The sequence below is a fragment of the Janthinobacterium sp. BHSEK genome, from assembly GCF_056174685.1.
Genome location: NZ_JBWBYV010000001.1, coordinates 104,353 through 124,080 on the forward strand (window position 1 = coordinate 104,353; position 19,728 = coordinate 124,080).

21 protein-coding genes and 2 tRNA genes are annotated in these 19,728 nt (G+C 63.0%); 15 read left to right on the forward strand and 8 right to left on the reverse strand.

The features are described 5' to 3' along the window. Positions 1-112: 112 nt before the first annotated feature. Positions 113-589, forward strand: coding sequence for a transcription elongation factor GreA (gene greA, locus AC0V2Y_RS00505; RefSeq protein ID WP_034757428.1), 477 nt, complete (start codon positions 113-115; stop codon positions 587-589). Then, the gene (locus AC0V2Y_RS00510; protein ID WP_475416202.1) at positions 589-1,032 is read left to right on the forward strand and encodes a DUF4149 domain-containing protein; all 444 of its coding nucleotides are present in this window, start codon (positions 589-591) and stop codon (positions 1,030-1,032) included. The genes greA and AC0V2Y_RS00510 overlap by 1 nt, the downstream gene beginning before the upstream one ends. Positions 1,033-1,244: 212 nt before the next feature. On the opposite strand, the gene AC0V2Y_RS00515 is transcribed toward AC0V2Y_RS00510, so the two are convergent. Further along, on the reverse strand, positions 1,245-1,715 hold the full coding sequence (locus tag AC0V2Y_RS00515) for a YhbY family RNA-binding protein (protein ID WP_010397237.1): 471 nt from the start codon (positions 1,713-1,715) through the stop codon (positions 1,245-1,247). Between the two features lie 42 nt (positions 1,716-1,757). Between AC0V2Y_RS00515 and AC0V2Y_RS00520 the strand changes: the two genes are divergently transcribed. The 6 genes from AC0V2Y_RS00520 (at position 1,758) to AC0V2Y_RS00545 (ending at position 7,231) form a co-directional block, all read left to right on the forward strand. Further along, positions 1,758-2,441: an RlmE family RNA methyltransferase gene (locus AC0V2Y_RS00520; protein ID WP_070219517.1), complete on the forward strand. Its 684-nt coding sequence runs from the start codon at positions 1,758-1,760 to the stop codon at positions 2,439-2,441. A gap of 202 nt (positions 2,442-2,643) precedes the next feature. Next, positions 2,644-4,524, forward strand: coding sequence for an ATP-dependent zinc metalloprotease FtsH (gene ftsH, locus AC0V2Y_RS00525; RefSeq protein ID WP_077402824.1), 1,881 nt, complete (start codon positions 2,644-2,646; stop codon positions 4,522-4,524). A 115-nt stretch (positions 4,525-4,639) separates the two neighbouring features. Beyond that, positions 4,640-5,473: a dihydropteroate synthase gene (gene folP, locus AC0V2Y_RS00530; protein WP_475416201.1), complete on the forward strand. Its 834-nt coding sequence runs from the start codon at positions 4,640-4,642 to the stop codon at positions 5,471-5,473. 39 nt (positions 5,474-5,512) lie between these two features. Further along, on the forward strand, positions 5,513-6,850 hold the full coding sequence (gene glmM / locus AC0V2Y_RS00535) for a phosphoglucosamine mutase (protein ID WP_475416200.1): 1,338 nt from the start codon (positions 5,513-5,515) through the stop codon (positions 6,848-6,850). 135 nt (positions 6,851-6,985) lie between these two features. Next, positions 6,986-7,062: transfer RNA gene (locus AC0V2Y_RS00540), tRNA-Pro, on the forward strand. 94 nt (positions 7,063-7,156) lie between these two features. Further along, positions 7,157-7,231, forward strand: a tRNA-Arg gene (locus tag AC0V2Y_RS00545). 81 nt (positions 7,232-7,312) lie between these two features. Here the strand turns inward: AC0V2Y_RS00545 and AC0V2Y_RS00550 are convergent. From AC0V2Y_RS00550 to AC0V2Y_RS00560, 3 genes are all read right to left on the reverse strand, one after another. Next, positions 7,313-7,492 (reverse strand): hypothetical protein, encoded by a 180-nt coding sequence (locus tag AC0V2Y_RS00550; RefSeq protein ID WP_475416199.1) that lies wholly within the window; start codon positions 7,490-7,492, stop codon positions 7,313-7,315. Between the two features lie 169 nt (positions 7,493-7,661). Beyond that, positions 7,662-8,228, reverse strand: coding sequence for a PEP-CTERM sorting domain-containing protein (locus AC0V2Y_RS00555; protein ID WP_475416198.1), 567 nt, complete (start codon positions 8,226-8,228; stop codon positions 7,662-7,664). A gap of 312 nt (positions 8,229-8,540) precedes the next feature. Next, positions 8,541-9,092, reverse strand: a complete 552-nt coding sequence (locus tag AC0V2Y_RS00560; protein WP_175444744.1) for a GbsR/MarR family transcriptional regulator — start codon at positions 9,090-9,092, stop codon at positions 8,541-8,543. Positions 9,093-9,229: 137 nt separating this feature from the next. On the opposite strand from AC0V2Y_RS00560, the gene cydD reads away from it, so the two are divergent. The 5 genes from cydD to cydX all read left to right on the forward strand — a co-directional run bounded on the left by cydD (position 9,230) and on the right by cydX (position 15,615). Next, positions 9,230-10,918, forward strand: a complete 1,689-nt coding sequence (gene cydD, locus AC0V2Y_RS00565) for a thiol reductant ABC exporter subunit CydD (protein ID WP_475416197.1) — start codon at positions 9,230-9,232, stop codon at positions 10,916-10,918. After that, positions 10,915-12,597 (forward strand): amino acid ABC transporter ATP-binding/permease protein, encoded by a 1,683-nt coding sequence (locus AC0V2Y_RS00570; RefSeq protein ID WP_475416196.1) that lies wholly within the window; start codon positions 10,915-10,917, stop codon positions 12,595-12,597. The genes cydD and AC0V2Y_RS00570 overlap by 4 nt, the downstream gene beginning before the upstream one ends. A gap of 124 nt (positions 12,598-12,721) precedes the next feature. Then, complete coding sequence (locus AC0V2Y_RS00575; RefSeq protein WP_475416195.1) at positions 12,722-14,299, forward strand: cytochrome ubiquinol oxidase subunit I; 1,578 nt, start codon at positions 12,722-12,724, stop codon at positions 14,297-14,299. A gap of 13 nt (positions 14,300-14,312) precedes the next feature. Further along, positions 14,313-15,467, forward strand: a complete 1,155-nt coding sequence (gene cydB / locus AC0V2Y_RS00580; protein ID WP_475416194.1) for a cytochrome d ubiquinol oxidase subunit II — start codon at positions 14,313-14,315, stop codon at positions 15,465-15,467. A 22-nt stretch (positions 15,468-15,489) separates the two neighbouring features. Next, complete coding sequence (cydX, locus tag AC0V2Y_RS00585) at positions 15,490-15,615, forward strand: cytochrome bd-I oxidase subunit CydX (protein WP_092712907.1); 126 nt, start codon at positions 15,490-15,492, stop codon at positions 15,613-15,615. A gap of 165 nt (positions 15,616-15,780) precedes the next feature. Here the strand turns inward: cydX and AC0V2Y_RS00590 are convergent, their stop codons facing one another. Next, positions 15,781-15,972: a hypothetical protein gene (locus tag AC0V2Y_RS00590; protein WP_475416193.1), complete on the reverse strand. Its 192-nt coding sequence runs from the start codon at positions 15,970-15,972 to the stop codon at positions 15,781-15,783. Positions 15,973-16,137: 165 nt separating this feature from the next. Between AC0V2Y_RS00590 and AC0V2Y_RS00595 the strand changes: the two genes are divergently transcribed. Next, the gene (locus AC0V2Y_RS00595) at positions 16,138-16,857 is read left to right on the forward strand and encodes a hypothetical protein (protein WP_475416192.1); all 720 of its coding nucleotides are present in this window, start codon (positions 16,138-16,140) and stop codon (positions 16,855-16,857) included. Positions 16,858-16,859: 2 nt separating this feature from the next. Here the strand turns inward: AC0V2Y_RS00595 and AC0V2Y_RS00600 are convergent, their stop codons facing one another. Together AC0V2Y_RS00600 and AC0V2Y_RS00605 are read right to left on the reverse strand one after the other, a co-directional pair. Next, positions 16,860-17,234, reverse strand: a complete 375-nt coding sequence (locus AC0V2Y_RS00600; protein ID WP_475416191.1) for a DUF1294 domain-containing protein — start codon at positions 17,232-17,234, stop codon at positions 16,860-16,862. A 58-nt stretch (positions 17,235-17,292) separates the two neighbouring features. Further along, on the reverse strand, positions 17,293-17,859 hold the full coding sequence (locus tag AC0V2Y_RS00605; protein ID WP_475416190.1) for a methylated-DNA--[protein]-cysteine S-methyltransferase: 567 nt from the start codon (positions 17,857-17,859) through the stop codon (positions 17,293-17,295). A gap of 95 nt (positions 17,860-17,954) precedes the next feature. On the opposite strand from AC0V2Y_RS00605, the gene AC0V2Y_RS00610 reads away from it, so the two are divergent. Then, the gene (locus AC0V2Y_RS00610; protein ID WP_475416189.1) at positions 17,955-18,713 is read left to right on the forward strand and encodes a nucleotidyltransferase domain-containing protein; all 759 of its coding nucleotides are present in this window, start codon (positions 17,955-17,957) and stop codon (positions 18,711-18,713) included. 3 nt (positions 18,714-18,716) lie between these two features. Here the strand turns inward: AC0V2Y_RS00610 and AC0V2Y_RS00615 are convergent. Continuing rightward, positions 18,717-19,728: hypothetical protein (locus AC0V2Y_RS00615; RefSeq protein WP_475418317.1), on the reverse strand; the 1,012-nt coding region annotated here is incomplete at its 5' end.

Genomic DNA, 19,728 nt, shown 5'->3' on the forward strand with positions numbered 1-19,728 from the left:
CAGAGTTCCGTGCAGAGCAGCGCGCGGCCTCTGTGGTTTTCACTTGGTAAGTCCGTTAACCGTGGCAAAACATGGACAACGGCGCCGATAACTAGCAGATAGTAGAGATAACATGACCTCAGTCCCATTGACCAAATACGGCGCAGAACTCTTGAAGGAAGAGCTGCATCATTTGAAGACCAAGGAACGCCGCATCGTCATCGATGCGATCGCCGAAGCGCGTTCGCACGGAGATCTGTCGGAAAACGCCGAGTACGATGCCGCCAAGGAGCGCCAGGCTTTCGTCGAAGGCCGCATTGCCGAACTCGAAGGCAAGCTGGGTGCTGCGCAAATCATCGACCCGACCGCGCTCGACGCGGAAGGCCGCGTGGTGTTTGCCTCGACCGTGAACCTGGAAGACCTGGAATCGGGCCAGAAAGTCACGTACCAGATCGTCGGCCTCGATGAAGCCGACTTGAAAATGAACAAGGTTTCCGTGACGTCCCCGATCGCCCGCGCGCTGATCGGCAAGTACGCCGGCGACGTGGTGGAAGTGCAGGCGCCGTCCGGCCCGCGCGAATACGAAATCCTGGAAGTACTGTACATCTGATGCTCAGCCGCGTGCGCCTCCTCGTTGCCGCCCTGTGGGCGGGCAGCCTGTGGACCATCGGCTTCATCGTGGCGCCCACCCTGTTCGGCACCCTGAGCGACCGCGTGCTGGCGGGCAATATCGCCGGCAGCATGTTCCGCGCCGAGGCCTGGCTGTCATTTGCTTGCGCTTTAGTACTGCTGGCCTTGCTGCAATGGGCGCCCGGCGCGCTGGAACTGAAGCGCCGGCGTTTGCTGGCAGCATTGGTGCTGTCCATGCTGGTGTGCGCGCTGCTCAGCCATTTCGGCATTTCGCCGCTGATGGCCGAACTCAAGGCGCAGGCGCCGTCGGGCATCATGGACGAGGCCATGCGCAGCCGCTTCGGCCTGCTGCATGGCGTGTCGACCGTGATCTTTGCCGTGCAAAGCCTGCTGGCGGGCGTATTGATCTGGAAACAGCAGTAATCGGCTGTGGTGTTGTCGGATTACGCGTGGCCTGCGACCCCGCTAATCCGACCTACATGACTGATGGTCGATATCGTAGGTTGGATTAGCGCGCAGCGCGTAATCCGACGATGTCTATGTAATAACAGTAATAAAAAAGCGGAGCAGGGAATATCCCGTGCTCCGCTTCTTGTTTCAAGCCCGGCCGCCTTGCGGTGGCCGGGTGAACAGGCTTACTTGCTACCCAGTGCGCTTTTCTTGGCGCTTTTCTGACGTGGCTTGGCACGCTTGATGGAACCGCCTTCGGTAACGCGCTCATTGCCCTTGATCATGACTTTCGTCACGCTCGGGCGCTTGGTGCCGCTGGCGCTGGCCTTGACGATGGTCACTTCGCGCATGCCTTTGCCGGCGCTGACCTTCTCCTTAACCACTTCTTTTTTCGGACGGTAGATTACCAGCAGTTTGCCAATATGTTGTACCGGGGCGGCGCCGAGATTGCCGCAAATCGTATCGTACATTCCGACGCGGGCTTCGCGGTCGTCGCCGAACACGCGGACTTTAATCAGGCCGTGCGAATCCAGGCCCAGGTCGATCTCTTTGAGGACAGCAGGTGTCAAGCCCGCTTCGCCAATGATGACGATAGGCTTCAGCGCGTGTGCTTCGGCGCGCAGTGCGCTGCGCTCTACGGGTGTAAGTTTTAGCATAATAATATTTAGTAATTCCCTTAAAAGCAGTATTCTACGCGAATGGCAAAGAAGAAATTAAACAAAAACTGGTTGCACGACCACATAAATGATCCTTATGTGAAGTTGGCGCAAAAAGAGGGCTACCGCGCCCGGGCAGCATACAAGCTCAAAGAAATCGATGAAGACGAGAAACTGATCAAACCTGGCCAGGTGATCGTCGACCTTGGTTGCACTCCCGGCAGCTGGGCTCAGTATACGCGGCGCAAGCTGGCCGGCAAGGACGGCGGCGGGGTCAATGGTACCCTGATTGGCCTGGACATGCTGGAAATGGAGCCGATCGCCGATTTCCACTTCATCCAGGGCGACTTCCGCGAAGCGCGCGTGCTGCGCCAGCTGGAAGTGGTGTTGCAAGGCCGCAAGGTCGACCTGGTCCTGTCGGACATGGCGCCCAACCTGTCGGGCATTGCCACGGCGGACGCCGCGCGCATGGAGCATTTGATCGACCTGGCCATCGAATTTTCGCAATTGCACCTGAAGCCATCTGGCGTATTGCTGGTGAAATGCTTTAAAGACATGGGTTTCAGCCAGATCGTGGAGAAATTCCGCGCCGAATTCAAGGTCGTGGTGCAGAAAAAGCCCAAGGCCAGCCGCGATAAATCGTCGGAAATCTTCCTGATGGGCCGTGGAATCAAGAATCCGCTGAAAAATGCCGTAGAAGAAGATGATCCCGCCCTTGATATTTAAGAGGGAATCCGCACATGGGAACGAGAAGTGCAGTAGCGTCTGATGGCATAAAAGCCTAAATTGTTTATACTGCATTTTTTTGCGTGAACGCGGTTTTTTCGCGCGCACGGATCGGCGGGCTTTGGCACGGCCCGCTTATTGCGAGTAAAATCGTGTTTCTAGCTATAGGTAAAGAGATGCGCACTGCATCCAAGGAGTCTTCGTGAATAACATGTTTTCCAAATCTGCCATCTGGGTAGTCGTATTGCTGCTGTTGTTCATGCTGTTCAAGCAATTCGACAGTCATGGCGCCACAGGCGGCAGCAAGGCCATCGCTTATTCCGATTTGCTGGATGAAGTCAAAGCCAAGCGCGTCAAGGATGTCGTGATCGAAGGTTCGTCGATCACCGCCAAGCTGATGGACGACACCAAGGTGCGTACCACCGCCACCAGCCTCGACAAGGGCCTGATCGGCGACCTGCGCGACAATGGCGTGCATTTCGATGTGCGTCCGCCCGAGGAAGCGTCGTTCCTGCAAACTATTTTTGTTTCCTGGTTCCCCATGCTGCTGTTGATCGGCGTCTGGGTCTTCTTCATGCGTCAGATGCAAGGCGGCGGCAAGGGCGGGGCATTCTCGTTCGGCAAGTCGAAGGCGCGCATGATGGATGAAGCCAGCAACACCGTCACCTTCGCCGATGTCGCCGGTTGCGACGAAGCGAAAGAAGAAGTCAACGAAGTGGTCGACTTCCTCAAGGATCCGAGCAAATTCCAGAAACTGGGCGGCCGCATTCCCCGCGGCGTGCTGATGGTCGGTCCTCCGGGCACGGGTAAAACCCTGCTGGCGCGCGCCATCGCCGGCGAAGCCAAGGTGCCGTTCTTCTCGATTTCCGGTTCCGACTTCGTGGAAATGTTCGTCGGCGTCGGCGCCAGCCGCGTGCGCGACATGTTCGAGAACGCGAAAAAGCATTCGCCTTGCATCATCTTCATCGATGAGATCGACGCTGTCGGCCGTCACCGCGGCGCCGGCATGGGCGGCGGCAATGACGAGCGCGAACAGACCTTGAACCAGTTGCTGGTCGAGATGGACGGTTTTGAAGCGAACTCCGGCGTGATCGTCGTGGCCGCCACCAACCGTGCCGACGTACTCGACAAAGCCTTGCTGCGTCCGGGCCGTTTCGACCGCCAGGTCTCCGTCGGCTTGCCCGATATCCGTGGCCGCGAGCAGATCTTGAACGTGCACATGCGCAAAGTGCCTATCGGTACCGACGTGAAAGCCGATATCCTGGCCCGCGGCACCCCGGGTTTCTCCGGCGCCGACCTGGCCAACCTGGTCAACGAGGCAGCCCTGTTCGCCGCACGCCGCAGCAAGCGCCTGGTGGAAATGGCTGACTTCGAAGACGCGAAAGACAAGATCTACATGGGTCCCGAGCGTAAATCGATGATCATCCGCGAGGAAGAGCGCCGCAATACGGCTTACCATGAGTCCGGTCACGCCGTCGTCGCCAAGCTGCTGCCAAAGGCTGACCCCGTGCATAAAGTGACGATCATGCCGCGCGGCTGGGCCCTGGGCCTGACCTGGCAGTTGCCGGAACACGACAACTTGTCCGCCTACAAGGACAAGATGCTGGAAGAAATTTCCATCCTGTTCGGCGGCCGTATCGCCGAAGAGATTTTCGTGGGGCAGATGTCCACCGGTGCGTCGAACGACTTCTCGCGCGCCACCAAGCTGGCCCGTTCCATGGTGACCCGCTTCGGCATGTCCGACAGCATGGGCGTGATGGTCTACGAAGACAGCGAAAACGAAGGTTTCTTCGGTGGCGCCACCAAGACGATCTCGGAAGCGACCCAGCAAAAGGTCGATGCTGAAATCCGCAACATTCTCGACAAGCAATATGCTTTGGCGCGCACATTGCTGGAAAGTAACCGCGACAAGGTCGAAATGATGACGAAAGCCTTGCTGGAATGGGAAACCATTGATGCAGAGCAAATCAATGACATCATGGCCGGCCTGGAGCCGCGTCCGCCGAAAGTCATTCCGCCACGCCGCAATGCGGGCGACAGCGGCACGGGCGGCATCTCGCCGAACGTGACGGCACCAGCCTGATTAGGGCCGCCCTGACGGGCGGCGCGCAAGGGTATGGCAAGAACAAGGGTAAGGAGCAATCCTTGCCCTTTTTCGTTGCCGCCGCAGTTTTTTCCTGACGACTACAAAGATTCACATGCGACACTATTTGCAATTCGGCCGTTTCGGCTTCAACCTGTCCGGCGCGCAGGCGCTGGTGATGGGCATCCTGAACATCACGCCCGACTCCTTTTCCGATGCGGGCCAGTACCAGCACCTGGAATTTGCCCTCTCGCGCGCCGAGCAGATGATACTCGACGGTGCAGACATCATCGATATCGGCGGCGAATCGAGCCGCCCCGGCGCGCCGCCGCTGCCGTTGCACGATGAGTTGCAGCGCGTCATGCCGGTGCTGTACGCCTTGCGCGACTGCGGCAAGCCCCTGTCCGTCGACACGTACAAGCCGGAAGTGATGCGCGAAGCTATCCTGGCGGGCGCCGACATGATCAACGACATCAACGGTTTCCGCGCGCCAGGCGCCATCGCGGCCGTACAGGACAGCGACTGCGCGCTGTGCATCATGCACATGCAAAGCGTGCCGCAAACCATGCAGGACCGGCCGCAATACGAGGACGTGGTGCGCGAAGTCATCGATTTCCTGCGCGAACGCATCGACACCATGACGGCGGCCGGCATCGCCCGCGAACGCCTGTGCGTCGATCCCGGCTTTGGTTTCGGCAAGACGGTGGAACAGAACTACGCTTTATTGCGCGCCACGCGCCAGCTGCGCAGCGAACTGGACCTGCCCGTGCTGGCGGGCCTGTCGCGCAAGTCGATGATCGGCGCCGTGACGGGTCGTCCCGTCGAGCAGCGCCTGGCCGGCAGTGTTGCCGGTGCGCTTGCTGCGGTAGCGCAAGGCGCAGAAATTATTCGTGTGCATGATGTAGCCGAAACCGTCGATGCCCTGAAGGTCTGGCGCATGGCGCACTGAAGCTGTAAGATTCATTATAAACAACAAAAAGAGAAATTTATGACGCGTAAATATTTTGGCACCGATGGCATCCGCGGCCTGGTGGGCACGGCTCCGATCACCCCCGACTTCGTCATGCGCCTCGGTTATGCGGCCGGCAAGGTGCTGGCCAAGTCGCAGGGCGGCAAGGCGCGCCCGACTGTGCTGATCGGCAAGGACACGCGCATTTCCGGCTACATGCTGGAAGCGGCGCTGGAAGCTGGCTTGTCGGCCGCCGGCGTGGATGTGATGCTGGCCGGCCCCATGCCGACGCCGGCGATCGCCTACCTGACGCGGGCGCTACGCCTGTCGGCCGGGGTGGTTATTTCCGCCTCGCACAATCCCTACCATGACAATGGCATCAAGTTCTTTTCCGGCCAGGGCACCAAGCTGCCCGACAGCGTGGAACTGGAAATCGAAGCGGCGCTCGACGAGCCCATGGCTTGCGTGGCGTCGGAAAAGCTGGGCCGCGCCAAGCGCCTCGACGATGCCCAAGGCCGCTACATCGAATTTTGCAAGGGCACCTTCCCGAACGAGCTGGACTTGCGCGGCCTGAAGATCGTCGTCGATTGCGCGCATGGTGCCGCCTACCATATCGCGCCGCACGTCTTCCATGAGCTGGGGGCGGAAGTCATCGCCATCGGCAACAAGCCCGATGGCTTCAACATCAACGCGGGCTTTGGCGCCACGGCGACCAAGGCCATGGCCGAAGCCGTCGTCGAGCACGGCGCGGACCTGGGCATCGCCCTCGATGGCGACGCCGACCGCCTGATCATGTGCGACGCCACGGGCCGCTTGTATAACGGCGACGAGTTGTTGTACGTTATGGTCAAGGACCGCCTGGCGACGGGCCCCGTGGCCGGCGCCGTGGGTACCCTGATGACGAATATGGCGCTGGAAGTGCTGTTCAAGCAGCAGGGCATCGGTTTTGCGCGCGCCAAGGTGGGCGACCGCTACGTGCTGGAAGTCATGAAGGAAAAGGGCTGGATACTGGGCGGCGAGGGTTCCGGCCATTTGCTGTGCCTGGACCGCCACACGACGGGCGACGGCATCGTCTCCGCGCTGCAAGTGTTGTCCGCGCTCAAGCGCAGCGGCCAGAGCCTGCAGCAATGCCTGGCCGAACTGGTGCTGTTCCCGCAAACCCTGATCAACCTGCGCGTGGCGCCCGGTTTCGACTGGCAGAAAAATGCCGCCATGGTGGCCGAGAAAGAGCTGGTCGAGACCGAACTGGGCGACACGGGCCGCGTGCTGATCCGCGCTTCGGGCACCGAGCCGCTGATCCGCGTGATGGTGGAAGCGAAGGACAAGGAGAAGGCCGAATCGATGGCGCGCCGCATCGCCGACAAGGTCGGCAGCTGAAAACGCCCAGGGCGGCGTTGTACTGCCTTGCCCTGAACGTTTTCAGCAAGCACCCAAGCGGGAGCGATAGTTATTTCCACCTAATTCGTCTATGGCAATTGACGAAATTGTGGGGAGGCGTTATTATCTTGTCTTCGGAGTGTGGCGCAGCCCGGTAGCGCACCTGGTTTGGGACCAGGGGGTCCAAGGTTCGAATCCTTGTACTCCGACCAAAGTCATAAGCGGGCTGTCAGAAATGACAGCCCGTTTTCTATTCTGCGACGCCTTGGCATTGCTGGCGCGCATAGACTAAAATGCTGCACCTTTCCGCCCATCGTTCAACGGATAGGACAACGGTCTTCTAAACCGTGAATGGGGGTTCGATTCCCTCTGGGCGGACCAGTCCTTGCTGGTCATGCAGTCGACAAGCTGTCGCATTGCCATCCTTCTTCATCTCTGTTCATCGTTTGCCTGCAGGCCGTGTCATGGCTGCGCAAACAGCACCACGCTCAGCAAGTACAGCAGCGGCGCCGCGCACAGCAGCGCAGAGATTACCGCTCCCATTTTCTTGTTGGCCAGCCGGGCCAGGCGCAGCCGTTCCCGCACGGGCAGGTGCTGGCGGATCACGTTACGCGCGCGTGGTCGAAACGGTTGTTCGTGCATGAGCTCTCCCTCGTCGATCAGCAGTTGATGCCGTCGAGCATAGCGAGGGGGATCTAAAAATGGTGTAAACAGTGGACCTGGCGCCGCAAACGCGGCGTAAAGATGCGGCTGGCATTGAAAGCGGCAGCGGGCACGGTGCACCGCTGCCGTCATGAGGCTTTGATGATGCTTACTTTCCCTGGCGGCGGCGTGCCATGAAGCCCAGCAGGCCCAGGCCGGCGAGCAGCATGGCATAGGTTCCAGGCTCCGGCACGGCGGAAATGAAGGCCCTGTAGTTGCTCAGATCCTTGGGCAGGCCCTCGATCGTGAAGGTGGTGCCGGCAGCCACGGGTGCGGCCCAGTGGAATACCAGTTCGCCCTGGCCGAAATGGATGGCCAGATAGTCATAGGCGGCCGCGCTCGTATAGGAATTGACCCCGCCGCTCAAGCCCGCCGTGGTGCCGGCAGTGCAGCCCGACGTGGCGCTGTCGCAATATGAAACGGCGGCGCCCAGGCTGCTGCCGAACACGCCATTGATATAGCCCTGGATGTCCGAGGGGCTCTGCGGCACCAGATTATCGTCATAATATTTCACCTCCAATGCCGGCGATGGCGAATAGGTGACGGTGCTGCCGGCGATGACGAAACCGCTGGCCGGCCCCACATCGACCCAGGTGGCCGCTTGCGCCGCACTTGCCAGTACAGTCATTGCGGCCAGCATGGATGCCTTGACGGCAATGCTCTTTATGCTTTTCATGAAAATCCCCTTGTGCTTGAGACAGTTGCTTCATCGTGTAGGGATGCGTCCCTGCCTGCCGTGGAAGTCATCCCATTGCCCGTTTTTAGCTATCTTTTTAGCTACTTCCTGCGCGTACTGAGTACGCAAATGCAAGCTTACTCTTGATGTAAATTAATACAATTTAAATAATACTATTGGTTCAGTTGACAACATCGCATACGGCTATGTACGGCTGTGCCAGCGATAGCCAACATGGCAGGAGGAAATGGCGTGACAAGGCGCGCCAGCTTGTGCTAGCGACGTCCTTGCTTGGGGGAGGCGGCGGGTGCTTCAGTCGCTGTTGTTGCTGACGCCAAACAGGCGATCCTTGGCGTTGAGCAGCTTTTGTACCTTGGCGCCCATTTTCATCAGTTGCGCCATCGATTCGGGCGACAGGCGCTGCAAGTCGTCGAACCAGGTGTTGGCCAGGTCGACCAGTTCATACATTTCGCGCATGCGCTCCTGCGCATATTGATCCACCGGTTCCGTGGCCGGCGCCAGCAGCGCTTCGCGCAGCACCGTCAGGGTGGGGGCCACCTCGCGGCGGCGGCGCTCGGCGGCCACCACGCGGAAGATTTGCCACACATCGCCCAGCGAAGAAAAATATTCGCGCCGGTCGCCGGGAATGCGCGACTGGCGGATCAAGCCCCAGCCCTGCAATTCCTTCAGGCCGATGCTCACGTTCGAGCGCGAGAAACTCAGGTGTTCCGCGATTTCATCCGCGTGTAAAGGATGCTCCGCGACAAACAACAAGGCGTACACTTGCCCCACCGTGCGGTTAAAGCCCCAGCGGCTGCCCATCTCGCCGAAATGGCTGACGAAGGTCAGGATCAGCGGCGTCATTTGGATATTTTGAGTTTTCATAATTATCTGAATTTTTTCACGCCAAACCGCCAGGGTCAATTGATATATGTCATGTTTCGCAGTATTATACAAAAAATCGAATTTACAGAAAATTCTGAAAACTCAAAAAGTATAAGATGACGACCTCGCCACTGTCCTTGCCCCGCTTTATTCTTCCCCGTGCCGCCAGCCTGGCGCAAGGCGGCGCCGCCTTGCTGTGGCTGCCGCAAGCGGCCTTGCTGGCCTGGGCCGTGCAAGCCATGCTCGATGGCGCACCGTGGCGCGCGGCCCTGTGGCCGGCCGCCGGCGTGCTGCTGCTGGGCGTGCTGCGCGCCGGCTGTGAAGCGTGGGGCGCGCGGCGCATGTATGCGGCGGCGCGCGCGCATCTGTCCACCTTGCGCGGGCAAGTGGCGCAGGCGCTGGCGCGCCGTTCGCCGCTGGACCGCCGGCGCGCGCAGTCGGGCCAGGCGGCCAGCGTCATCGCCGAGCAGGCCGAAGCCATCGTGCCGTATCTGGTGCGCTACAAGCCGGCGCGCTGGAAAGTCATGCTCGTGCCGCTCGTCATCCTCGCCGCCGTGACGCCGCTGTCGTGGACGGCCGCCCTGATCCTGCTCATCGCCGCGCCCCTGATTCCCGTCTTCATGGCCCTCGTGGGCATGGGCGCGCAAGCGGCCAGCCGCGCGCAGATGGTGGAAATGGGCGGCATGAACGCCTTCCTGCTGGACCGCCTGCGCGGCCTGGCCACCTTGCGCGCGCTCGATGCCGTCGATGCCACGGCCGCGCGGCTGGACGCCTCGTCGCAATCCGTGCGCCGGCGCACGATGGTGGTGCTGCGCATCGCCTTTTTGTCGTCCGCCGTGCTGGAACTGTTTTCCGCGCTGGGCGTGGCCATGGTGGCAGCGTTCATCGGCTTCTCCCTGCTGGGCAGTCTCGATTTCGGCACCTGGGGCCGCGAACTGAGCCTGGGGCAGGGCTTGTTCATCCTGCTGCTGGCGCCCGCGTTCTTCGAGCCGCTGCGCGAACTGGCCGCCGTCTGGCACGACAAGGCGGCCGGCGAGGCAGGCCTGGCCGGACTGCACGACCTGGCCGCCGAGGGCGTGCCCCTGCCTGGCTTCGGTGCGGAAGTGGCCGCCGTCTCCGCCGCCGCCATGGCGGTGGCGCCGCCGCCCGCCATTGACATCCATCAACTGCGCTTTGCCCATGCCGGCGAAGCGCCCGTGTTCGACGGCTTCGACTTGAGCGTGCGCGCAGGCGAACACGTGGCCCTGCTGGGCGCCAGCGGCGCGGGCAAGACCACCTTGCTGTCCTTGCTGGCCGGCTTGCTGCCCGCCAGCGGCGGCGAGCTCCGCATCGGCGGCGTGCGCCTGAGCGACAACACCGTGAATACCTTGCGCCAGCGCATGGCGTGGATGGGCCAGCGTCCGCATGTGTTTGCCGCATCCGTCAGCCAGAACGTGACCCTGGGCCGCGCAGGGGCGCAGGCCGCGCACGTGACGCAGGCGCTGCACCTGGCCGACCTGGCCAGCGTGGCCCAGGCGCAGCCGGCCGTCATGCTCAGCGATGGCGGCCAGGGCCTGTCCGGCGGCGAGGCCGTGCGCCTGGCGCTGGCCCGCGTGGCCCTGCATCCGCATGCGGACTTGCTGCTGGTCGATGAACCGACGGCCCACCTGGACAGCGAAACGGCGGCGCGCGTCACGGACGCCTTGCTGGCCCTGGCGCAAGGCAAGACCATGCTTGTCGCCACGCACGACCCCGTGCTGGCTGGCCGGCTGCAGCGCACGGTGCGGGTCGATGCGGCGACGCAGAAGGAGGAGGAGCGCGCATGAAAACATCCCTGATATCGCACCCCGTCCTGCGGCAATTGCTGCTGGCCCAGCCCCGCAAGCTGGTCGGCGGTGCCATGCTGGCGGCCCTGACGGCCGTGGCCGGCATGGCCTTGCTGGGCTTGTCCGGCTGGTTCATCACGGCCACTTCGATTGCCGGCCTGCATGCGTCCACCGCCATCGTGTTCGACGTCTTCGGCCCGTCGGCCGGCATCCGCCTGCTGGCCATCGGCCGCACGGGGTCGCGCTATGCGGAGCGCCTCGTCACGCACGACGCCACGTTCGCCGCGCTGGTCAGTATCCGCGTGCAACTGTTTCGCGGCTGGTCGCGCCCGGAAGCGGCCAGCCGCTTGCTGCGCCAGCCCGCCAGGCTGCTGTTCCGCCTGACGGCCGATATCGACGCGCTCGAAGCCCTGTACCTGCGCCTGCTGGTGCCCGCTTTCACGGCCTTGTGCGCGGCCTTGTTGGCCGGCGTGGCGCTGGGCGTGATGCGGTGGCAGCTGGGCCTGGGCCTGGCCGCGTGGCTGCTGGCCGCCGGCGGCGGCATCAGCTGGGTCGTGGCGCAGCGCGCCCGCCGTCCCGCCATCGTGCGTACACGCGCCATCGAAAAGCTGCGCTCCGGCACCATCGACCTGGTGGCCGGCCAGACGGACCTGGTGATGGCCGGCCGCATCGACGCCCACTGCGCCGCGCTGGGGCAGATCGACCGCTCGCTGGCGCAGGCCGATGTCGCCCTGCTGCGCCTGGAGACGGCTGCCGGCGCCGCGTACGGCGTGGCGGGCAGCGCGACCCTGGCAGGGGTGCTGCTGGCCGTGGCGGCGCTGGTCGAACAGCAAACGATGAGTGTTCCGCTGGCGGCCCTGGCCTTGCTGATCGCGCTGACGGCCGTGGAACCGTTTGCGGGACTGCGCCGCGGCGCGCTGGAAGCGGGGCGCATGCTGCTGGCCATGCGCCGCCTGGCGCCGCGCCTGGATGCTCCGGAGGCCGCCGCGCCGCCGGCTGACAGCGCACCGGGCTTGCGCCTGGAGCAGGTCAGCGCCGCGCATGCGGGCAGCCGTGTCGCCATCTTGCATGACGTATCGCTGCACATCGGCGAGGGCGAGCGCGTGGCCTTGATCGGCCCCAGCGGCGCGGGCAAGTCCACCTTGCTGGCCATCGCCGCGCGCGAGCTGGCGCCCCTGTCGGGGAGCGTCAGCGCGCCGTGCGCCTGCCTGTTCACGCAGAAGACGGAACTGTTCCAGGACAGCTTGCGCGACAACCTGCGCCTGGCCGACCCGTCCGCCAGCGACGCGCAGCTGTGGGCGGCGCTGCAATCAGCTGGCCTCGATGACGAGGTGCGGGCCTTCGCGGACGGCCTGGACACCCTGCTGGGCGAGGGCGGCCTGGGCTTGTCGGGCGGCCAGGCGCGGCGCCTGGCGCTGGCGCGGCTGTTCCTGCACGCATCGACATTGTGGCTGCTGGACGAGGCGACGGAAGCGCTCAATGCGCAGACGGCGATCGATGTCCTGCAGCGCCTGCGCGCGCGCAGCGAAGGGCGCAGCTTGCTGATCGCCACCCACTTGCGGCGCGAAGCGGCGCTGGCGGACCGGCTCGTCAGCCTGCGCGACGGCCGTATCGTCGGCGACGCGCGCCGTGGCACGCCAGCCTTCGAAGTGGCGCTGGCGGGCCTGCGCGCAGATTAAGGGATCAAGGAAGGACTGGAGACACAGGCGGTGCCGCACGCCAGCCTGAAGGCGGCGGAAGCAATCGGATTGCATCAGATAGATACCAAGTTTACACACAGTAGGGAAATACCAAGGAAATCATATGGACTTCGATATTGTCGCTTTATCCAGACTGCAGTTCGCGCTGACAGCTCTGTACCACTTTATTTTCGTTCCGCTGACGATAGGCCTGTCAGTGATCCTCGCCATCATGGAGACGGTCTATGTGATGACGAACCGCCCCATCTGGCGCGACATGACCAAGTTCTGGGGTGTCTTGTTCGGCATCAACTTCGCCATGGGCGTGGCGACGGGCGTCGTCATGGAATTCCAGTTCGGCATGAACTGGAGCTATTACAGCCATTACGTGGGCGACATTTTCGGTGCGCCGCTGGCCATCGAGGGCTTGATGGCTTTCTTCCTGGAAGCGACCTTTGTCGGCCTGTTCTTCTTCGGCTGGGACAAGCTGTCGAAGCGGGGCCACCTGGTCACCACCTGGCTGGTGGCCATCGGCTCGAACTTCTCGGCCCTGTGGATTTTGATCGCCAACGGCTGGATGCAAAATCCCGTCGGCGCGGCCTTCAATCCGCAGACCATGCGCATGGAAGTGACGGATTTCGGCGCCGTGCTGACGAACCCCGTGGCACAGGCGAAATTCGTGCACACGGTGTCGGCCGGCTATACGGCGGCATCGATCTTCGTGCTGGGTATTTCCGCCTGGTATCTGCTGAAGGGCCGCCATGTGCAGCTGGCCAAGCGCTCGATGACGGTGGCCGCCTCGTTCGGCCTGGCCGCCACCTTGTCGGTGGTGGTGCTCGGTGACGAAAGCGGCTACCTGTCGTCCGAACATCAAAAGATGAAGCTGGCCGCGATCGAGGCCATGTGGACCACGGAGCCGGCGCCCGCCGCCTTCACGGCCATCGGCTTTCCCGACGCGAAAGCGCGCGAGACGCATTACGCCGTGCACATCCCGATGGTGATGGGCTTGATCGGCACGCGTTCGCTGACGACGGAAATTCCCGGCATCGAGCAATTGGTCGACCGCGGCGAACTGCTGATCCAGGATGGCATCAAGGCGTATGACGCGCTGCAAACCATCCGCAGCGTGGCGCCGGGCAGCCCCGTGCCGCAGGACGCGAAGGACATGTTCGAGTCGAAAGGCCAGTCCATGGGCTATGCCTTGCTGCTGAAACGCTATGTCGACGATCCGCGCCAGGCCACGCCCGAGCAGATCCGCCAGGCCGCGCTCGACACCGTGCCGCCCGTGGGGCCCCTGTTCTGGTCCTTCCGCGTGATGGTGGGCCTGGGCATGTTCTTTATCCTGTTGACCGGCACCTTCTTCATCCTGTCGACGCGCCGCACCCTGGACAAGCACCGCTGGCTGCTGAAGCTGGCCGTGTTCGCCATCCCGCTGCCGTGGGTGGCCATCGAGGCGGGCTGGATCGTGGCCGAAGTGGGCCGCCAGCCGTGGGTCATCGAAGGCGTGCTGCCGACGGCCGTGGCCGTCTCCAACCTGGGGGCGTCGACGCTCCTGATTACCATCGCCGGCTTTGCCGCCATCTACACCGTGCTGTTGATCATCGAAATGAAGCTCATGCTCAAGGCCATCCGCAAGGGGCCGGAAGAGACGCCGCGGGCTCCCGTGCCAGCGGCCGCAGCCATTCATACTCAACGCGCCTGAGGAGGACCAGACCATGATTTTGCATGAAATGATTTCGTATGAAACCCTGCGCCTGATCTGGTGGCTGCTGATCGGCATCCTGCTGGTGGGCTTTGCCATCACGGACGGCTTCGACCTGGGCACGGGCATCCTGCTGCCGTTCGCCGGCAAGACGGACCTCGAGCGCCGCGTCATCATCAACAGCATCGGTCCCGTATGGGAAGGCAACCAGGTATGGCTGATCCTCGGCGGCGGCGCCATCTTTGCCGCCTGGCCGCAGCTGTACGCCGTCTCGTTCTCGGGCTTTTACCTGGCCATGTTCGTCATCCTGGTGGCGCTGATCGTGCGTCCCGTGGCCTTCAAATTCCGCAGCAAGCGCGAAGACCCCCGCTGGCGCGCCCGCTGGGACGCGGCCCTGTTCGTGGGCGGCTTCGTGCCGGCCCTGATCTGCGGCGTAGCCATCGGCAACGTGCTGCAGGGCGTACCGTTCCGTTTCTCGCCGGACATGCATATCTTCTATGACGGCACGTTCTTTGCTTTGCTCAATCCGTTCGCGCTGCTGTGCGGCCTCGTCTCGGTGGCCATGCTGGTGATGCACGGCGCCACCTGGCTGCAAGTGAAAACGGACGGGGCCGTGGCGGAGCGTTCGCGCCGCTATGGCAGCGTGGCGGCAATCGCCACGGTCGTGCTGTATGCGGCAGCCGGCGTGGCCCTGTGGCTGTGGGTCGATGGCTACCGCGTCACCAGCGCCGTCGTCGTCGATGGCCCGTCGAACCCGATGCTGAAAACGGCGCAAGTGCACGTGGGCGCCTGGTTCCTCAACTTCGCCGCTCATCCGTGGACCTGGATCGCCCCTGCGGCCGGCTTGCTGGGCCCCTTGCTGGCGTTCGGCTTGCTGCGCGCGCGTCGCGAAGTGCCCGCCTTGCTGGCCAGCGCGGCCAGCATCGCCGGCATCATCCTCAGCGTGGGCGTGGCCATGTTCCCGTTCATTTTGCCTTCGTCGATCGATCCGCGCGCCAGCCTGACGGTGTGGGATTCCTCGTCCAGCCACATGACCCTGTTCATCATGCTGGTCGTCACCGCCATCTTCATTCCCCTCATCGTGGCGTACACGACGTGGGTGTATAAAGTGCTGTGGGGCAAGGTTGATGAAAAAGCAATCAAGGACGACAGCGGTCACGCCTACTAAGACTTTACGAAAGGAATTAATTATGTGGTATTTCGCCTGGATACTGGGTCTTCCGCTGGCGGCGACCTTCGCCGTGCTCAATGCGATGTGGTATGAAATCGCCGATGGCGACACGACGCCCGAGCAGTACCGCGACACGCCGAACTAGTCGCGCCTGAATTTGATCTGCCCCGCCCGGTGCAATGGTTTTGCCATTGCCGCCCGGCGGGGCATTTTGCTTTATGCAAGCAACATGAGAGGTAGGTCGGATGAGCGGAACGCGTCATCCGACAGGCGCAGCCGGCGGCGCCTGTGTCGGCTGACGCCCTGCGGACTAAGCGGACCTACTGGCGGGCGTCTTGGGCGCAGGTTTCGGCACGGCAATGGCGATCGGATCGCTGGCCGGAAAGCTTTCCTTCAGCGCTTCATCGAGCGCTTCCTCGGCATGGCTTTCGCTGGCCGGCGTGGGCGAATCGCGCTCCGGTGGCGGGGCGGGCGTGGTGGCGGCGTTGGTGCTGGAATGCATGATATTCCCCTCGCGGTGGTGCGCCATGGGGCCGGGGTGGCCTTGGCGCGGACTGATGCATCCAGCCTAGCACATCGCGCAGGAATGGCGCGCCGGATGCGCCTGCCGCAGGAGCGGATGGCGGCGTCTGCTACACTGCGCTCCACTTTTAGCTACGGAACCGCCATGACTTCCATCTCCCTGCCATACCGCGCCACCGCCTTTGACGCCTGCGCCTGGCTGGCGCAACAGACGGGCACCCCGTGGACCCTGGCGCGCCTGCTCGAGCAGGGCGGCTTGCCGTACGTCTGGCTCGACTACAGCGAGCAGTGGAGCGAGCTGTTCCATGACGGCGTGACGCGCTATGCGGCGCCCGTCGTGTTCATCGAGGACAAGCAGCACCTGGCCGCGGGTGCGGACGACGTATGGCTGCGTTTTACGCGCGACTCCAGTAATATTGCCATCGAACTCAAGGCGCCGGGACTGCGCGTGCCGCTGGACGGCTTGCACTTCCAGGAGCGCGATCTCTTGCGTTTGCTCAAGGAACTCCAGCATCCGCCGCCGGCCGAAGCGGAGTCGGACAAGGCGCTCGTGGTCTTGCCCAGCGCCTTGAAAGGCCTGGGGCGCGAGCAGATTTTGACCGCCTTTGCCGGCGTGGGCAAGGTCGACCTGGACCAGGGACTCGCCAGCGGCGTGGGCATCTTTGGCGACGATGGCGCGCGCGTGCGCAAGAATTCGCGCGGCGGCAAGAACAGCCATTTGTGGCATCCGGTGACCCTGGCGTTCGGCTTGCACGACGTGCACCGCGTGCCGATGGCGCACCTGAAAAAGGCCTTCGCCACGCAACCGTTGCTGCGCGAGTGGAAGGCGGACTGGCTGGAATCGCTGCGCCTGCTGGGCGAGTGACCTTATAACTCGATGGGCGCGACGTCCGTGCCGATATCGGGCGCCGCGTAATGCATGCTGAAATACACGAAAGCGCCGATATTGAGGGCGACCGTGATCCAGAATACGATGCGGAACGAGCGCTTGCTCGACTTGTGGCGCAGCCATTGCTGGGCCAGCACGGCGCCCGGCCAGCCGCACAGCAGCCCCAGCAGCAGCAAGGTGCGCTCCGGGGTGCGCCAGCGGCCCCCTTTTGCGGCCGACTTGTCGATCGCATAGGCAACGAAACAGCTGAGGCTCAGCACGCCATATGCGAGGGCGACCAGGACGGGAATGTGGAAAAAGAACGTGGCCAGCAGATACAGGACGACAAAAAACACGATGACAAGGTAGGGCATAGGATGTGGTGGCTTGAACGAGGGCGTGAGTATCCCACACGGGGAGCGATGCCGCCGCCTAAAATAAACAGCCTTGCGCCGTATCGATGTGCACGGCGCGCCGGCGGGCGTGGCCCGTCTTCAGCGCTTCGCGGTCGCTGGACAGGGAAATGCCTTCCAGCGCCAACAGGGTTTCCTTGGCATGCAGGCCGCCCGCAAAGCCCGTCAGCTCGCCCGTGGCGCCGACGACGCGGTGGCAGGGGGCGATGATGGAAATGGGATTCTTGCCGTTGGCGGCGCCCACGGCGCGCACGGCGGCGGGACGGCCGATCTGGCGCGCGATCTCGCCATAGCTGCGCGTCTGGCCGTACGGTATCGTCAGCAGCGCGCGCCACACTTCCTGCTGGAATGGCGTGCCGGCAAAATCGAGCGGCACCTCAAAATGCTGGCGCGTGCCGGCAAAATATTCATCCAGCTGGCGCGCCGTTTCCTGCAGCACGGCGCAACCGTCATCGACGCGCAGCGCGCCCAGGCGCACGCGGTTCGGCTTGTCGTTTTCCCACAAAATCGCGGCCAGGGCTTCCCCGCGCGCCACCAGGGTCAGTTCGCCCACGGGCGAGGGCACCACGATGCAGTCGTATTCCATGTTCGTTCCTCGGTCAGATGGCGCCAGTGTAGCAGGATGGCGGCAGCCTGCGTATTGCGTGTAGGATAGTGTTTTATCGACATGGAGCACCGGCTTTGACGACGATCCCCACCTACGAGACCATCCGCGCCATTGCCCAGCGGCTGGTACGCGAACGCTATCCCACGGCCGTGGCGGCCATCATCGGCGGCTCGTTCGCCACGGGCCGGCAAACGCCTACTTCCGATATCGATTTGCTGCTGCTGTTCGAGCACGTCGATTGCGCCTGGCGCGATACCATCGTGGCCGAGGGGCGCACGGTGGAACTGTTCGCGCACGACGTGGCCACGTTCACGTATTTTTGCAAGGAAATGGATGCGCCCGGCGGCACGGTGCCGCTGGCGATGATGGTCGTCGAAGGGGAAAACATCGTCGCCGCCGGCGACGCCTACGCGCAGCTGCACGCGCTGGCGCACGCCTTCGTCACGGCCGGGCCGCCCGTGCTCGACGCGGAAAACCTGCAGCGCCGGCGCTACGCCATCACCACCGCGCTGGAAGACCTGGTCGACAGCACGCACCCGGGCGAGGCGCTGGCCGTCGCTTGCCAGCTGTACCAAGCGCTGGCCGACCTGCACTTGCGCGCGGCGGGGCAATGGAGCGGCGGCGGCAAGCACCTGTTCCGCCGCCTGCAGGCGGTCGATCCCGCGATCGCCGGACAGCTCGACGGCGCGCTGCGCCTGGCCGCCGGCGACTTGCCGGCCGGCCAGCGCGCGTTCGGGCAAGTCGCCGCCGCCGTGCTGGCGCCCGTGGGCGGTCCCTTGCTCGACGGCTTTAGTTTGCCGGCGCCCGCGCACTGGCGCTGCGAACGGGGATGAGTCTTACTGCTGTGGCCAGCGCTGCGGATAATGCTGCTTGATGTAGTCGGCGACGGCTTTCACGTCGGCATAGCCGGCATTGCCGCGCCAGGCCGTGTACATGAAGCCGTTGACGCCCGTCACGCCATTGCTTTCCGCCTGCGCCAGCGCCTCCATCCAGGAATGCACATTGCCGGTTTCGAGGGCGCGGTCGTCATAATAGCCGGCGATCATTTGCCGATGCCCGAGGCCATGGAAGAATTCCAGCGATGCCTTGCGCTTGGCGGTTCCTTCATCGCTCCAGTTGACGATGATCGTCGTCGCTTTCAAGCCTAGCCATGAGTTGCTGAGGTCGCCGTTGACGGCCCAGTATTTCGGAATGGCGTTCATCTTCGGATCGAACATGTCATTCCACACATACAGTTCCAGATTCGGATACGCTTGCAGCAGGGTTTCCTGGTGTTTCTCGATCATGTTCGCCAGGTATTTGCCGGCTGTGATGTTGCCGCAGGCAGGATCCCAGTTGAGCACCCGATTTTCATCATAGTAGAGGAAGAATTTTGTCGGGGCGTCGAGCAGACCGTGGATATTGTCGTAATATTGTTTCTGGATATCGAAGAATTTCTGATAGCAGGCGCTGGCCGGCGTACCCCACATGGCCGTCATGTTCTGCGCCGACTGATAGGCCGATACGCGCAGGAGGGCACCTTCGCCGATGCTGCTTTGCGCGGGAAGGCTTAGCGCTTCCGTGTCGACGACATAATCGAGCGATTCCACATATGTGATGCTGCCGTCTTCCGACTTGACCGTGACGGGCAAGGTCGCGGGATTGCGCCGTATCGTATGGGCCAGGCCGATCTGTTTGATTTCCAGATCATCGAGCCAGACGGTCCCGGCCTGCAGCAGATTCGCCTTCCAGCTGCCTATGTACAAATATGTCAGGGGATTGTTCCCCGTATTGAAGTCCAGATTATATTGTTTCCAATCCTGCGTGCTGGCCAGCGTGTTGCCGCTGCCATTCCAGGCGCCATTCTGC

Excerpts from the sequence above, each read along its gene's own strand:
- cydD (WP_475416197.1), top strand. The coding sequence starts at position 9,230 with ATGACGACCTCGCCACTGTCCTTGCCCCGCTTTATTCTTCCCCGTGCC.
- AC0V2Y_RS00510 (WP_475416202.1), top strand. The coding sequence starts at position 589 with ATGCTCAGCCGCGTGCGCCTCCTCGTTGCCGCCCTGTGGGCGGGCAGC.
- AC0V2Y_RS00570 (WP_475416196.1), top strand. The coding sequence starts at position 10,915 with ATGAAAACATCCCTGATATCGCACCCCGTCCTGCGGCAATTGCTGCTG.
- AC0V2Y_RS00515 (WP_010397237.1), bottom strand. The coding sequence starts at position 1,715 with ATGCTAAAACTTACACCCGTAGAGCGCAGCGCACTGCGCGCCGAAGCA.
- AC0V2Y_RS00520 (WP_070219517.1), top strand. The coding sequence starts at position 1,758 with ATGGCAAAGAAGAAATTAAACAAAAACTGGTTGCACGACCACATAAAT.
- cydB (WP_475416194.1), top strand. The coding sequence starts at position 14,313 with ATGATTTTGCATGAAATGATTTCGTATGAAACCCTGCGCCTGATCTGG.
- AC0V2Y_RS00590 (WP_475416193.1), bottom strand. The coding sequence starts at position 15,972 with ATGCATTCCAGCACCAACGCCGCCACCACGCCCGCCCCGCCACCGGAG.
- AC0V2Y_RS00555 (WP_475416198.1), bottom strand. The coding sequence starts at position 8,228 with ATGAAAAGCATAAAGAGCATTGCCGTCAAGGCATCCATGCTGGCCGCA.
- glmM (WP_475416200.1), top strand. The coding sequence starts at position 5,513 with ATGACGCGTAAATATTTTGGCACCGATGGCATCCGCGGCCTGGTGGGC.
- AC0V2Y_RS00575 (WP_475416195.1), top strand. The coding sequence starts at position 12,722 with ATGGACTTCGATATTGTCGCTTTATCCAGACTGCAGTTCGCGCTGACA.
- folP (WP_475416201.1), top strand. The coding sequence starts at position 4,640 with ATGCGACACTATTTGCAATTCGGCCGTTTCGGCTTCAACCTGTCCGGC.
- AC0V2Y_RS00600 (WP_475416191.1), bottom strand. The coding sequence starts at position 17,234 with ATGCCCTACCTTGTCATCGTGTTTTTTGTCGTCCTGTATCTGCTGGCC.
- greA (WP_034757428.1), top strand. The coding sequence starts at position 113 with ATGACCTCAGTCCCATTGACCAAATACGGCGCAGAACTCTTGAAGGAA.
- AC0V2Y_RS00560 (WP_175444744.1), bottom strand. The coding sequence starts at position 9,092 with ATGACGCCGCTGATCCTGACCTTCGTCAGCCATTTCGGCGAGATGGGC.
- AC0V2Y_RS00550 (WP_475416199.1), bottom strand. The coding sequence starts at position 7,492 with ATGCACGAACAACCGTTTCGACCACGCGCGCGTAACGTGATCCGCCAG.
- AC0V2Y_RS00595 (WP_475416192.1), top strand. The coding sequence starts at position 16,138 with ATGACTTCCATCTCCCTGCCATACCGCGCCACCGCCTTTGACGCCTGC.
- cydX (WP_092712907.1), top strand. The coding sequence starts at position 15,490 with ATGTGGTATTTCGCCTGGATACTGGGTCTTCCGCTGGCGGCGACCTTC.
- AC0V2Y_RS00605 (WP_475416190.1), bottom strand. The coding sequence starts at position 17,859 with ATGGAATACGACTGCATCGTGGTGCCCTCGCCCGTGGGCGAACTGACC.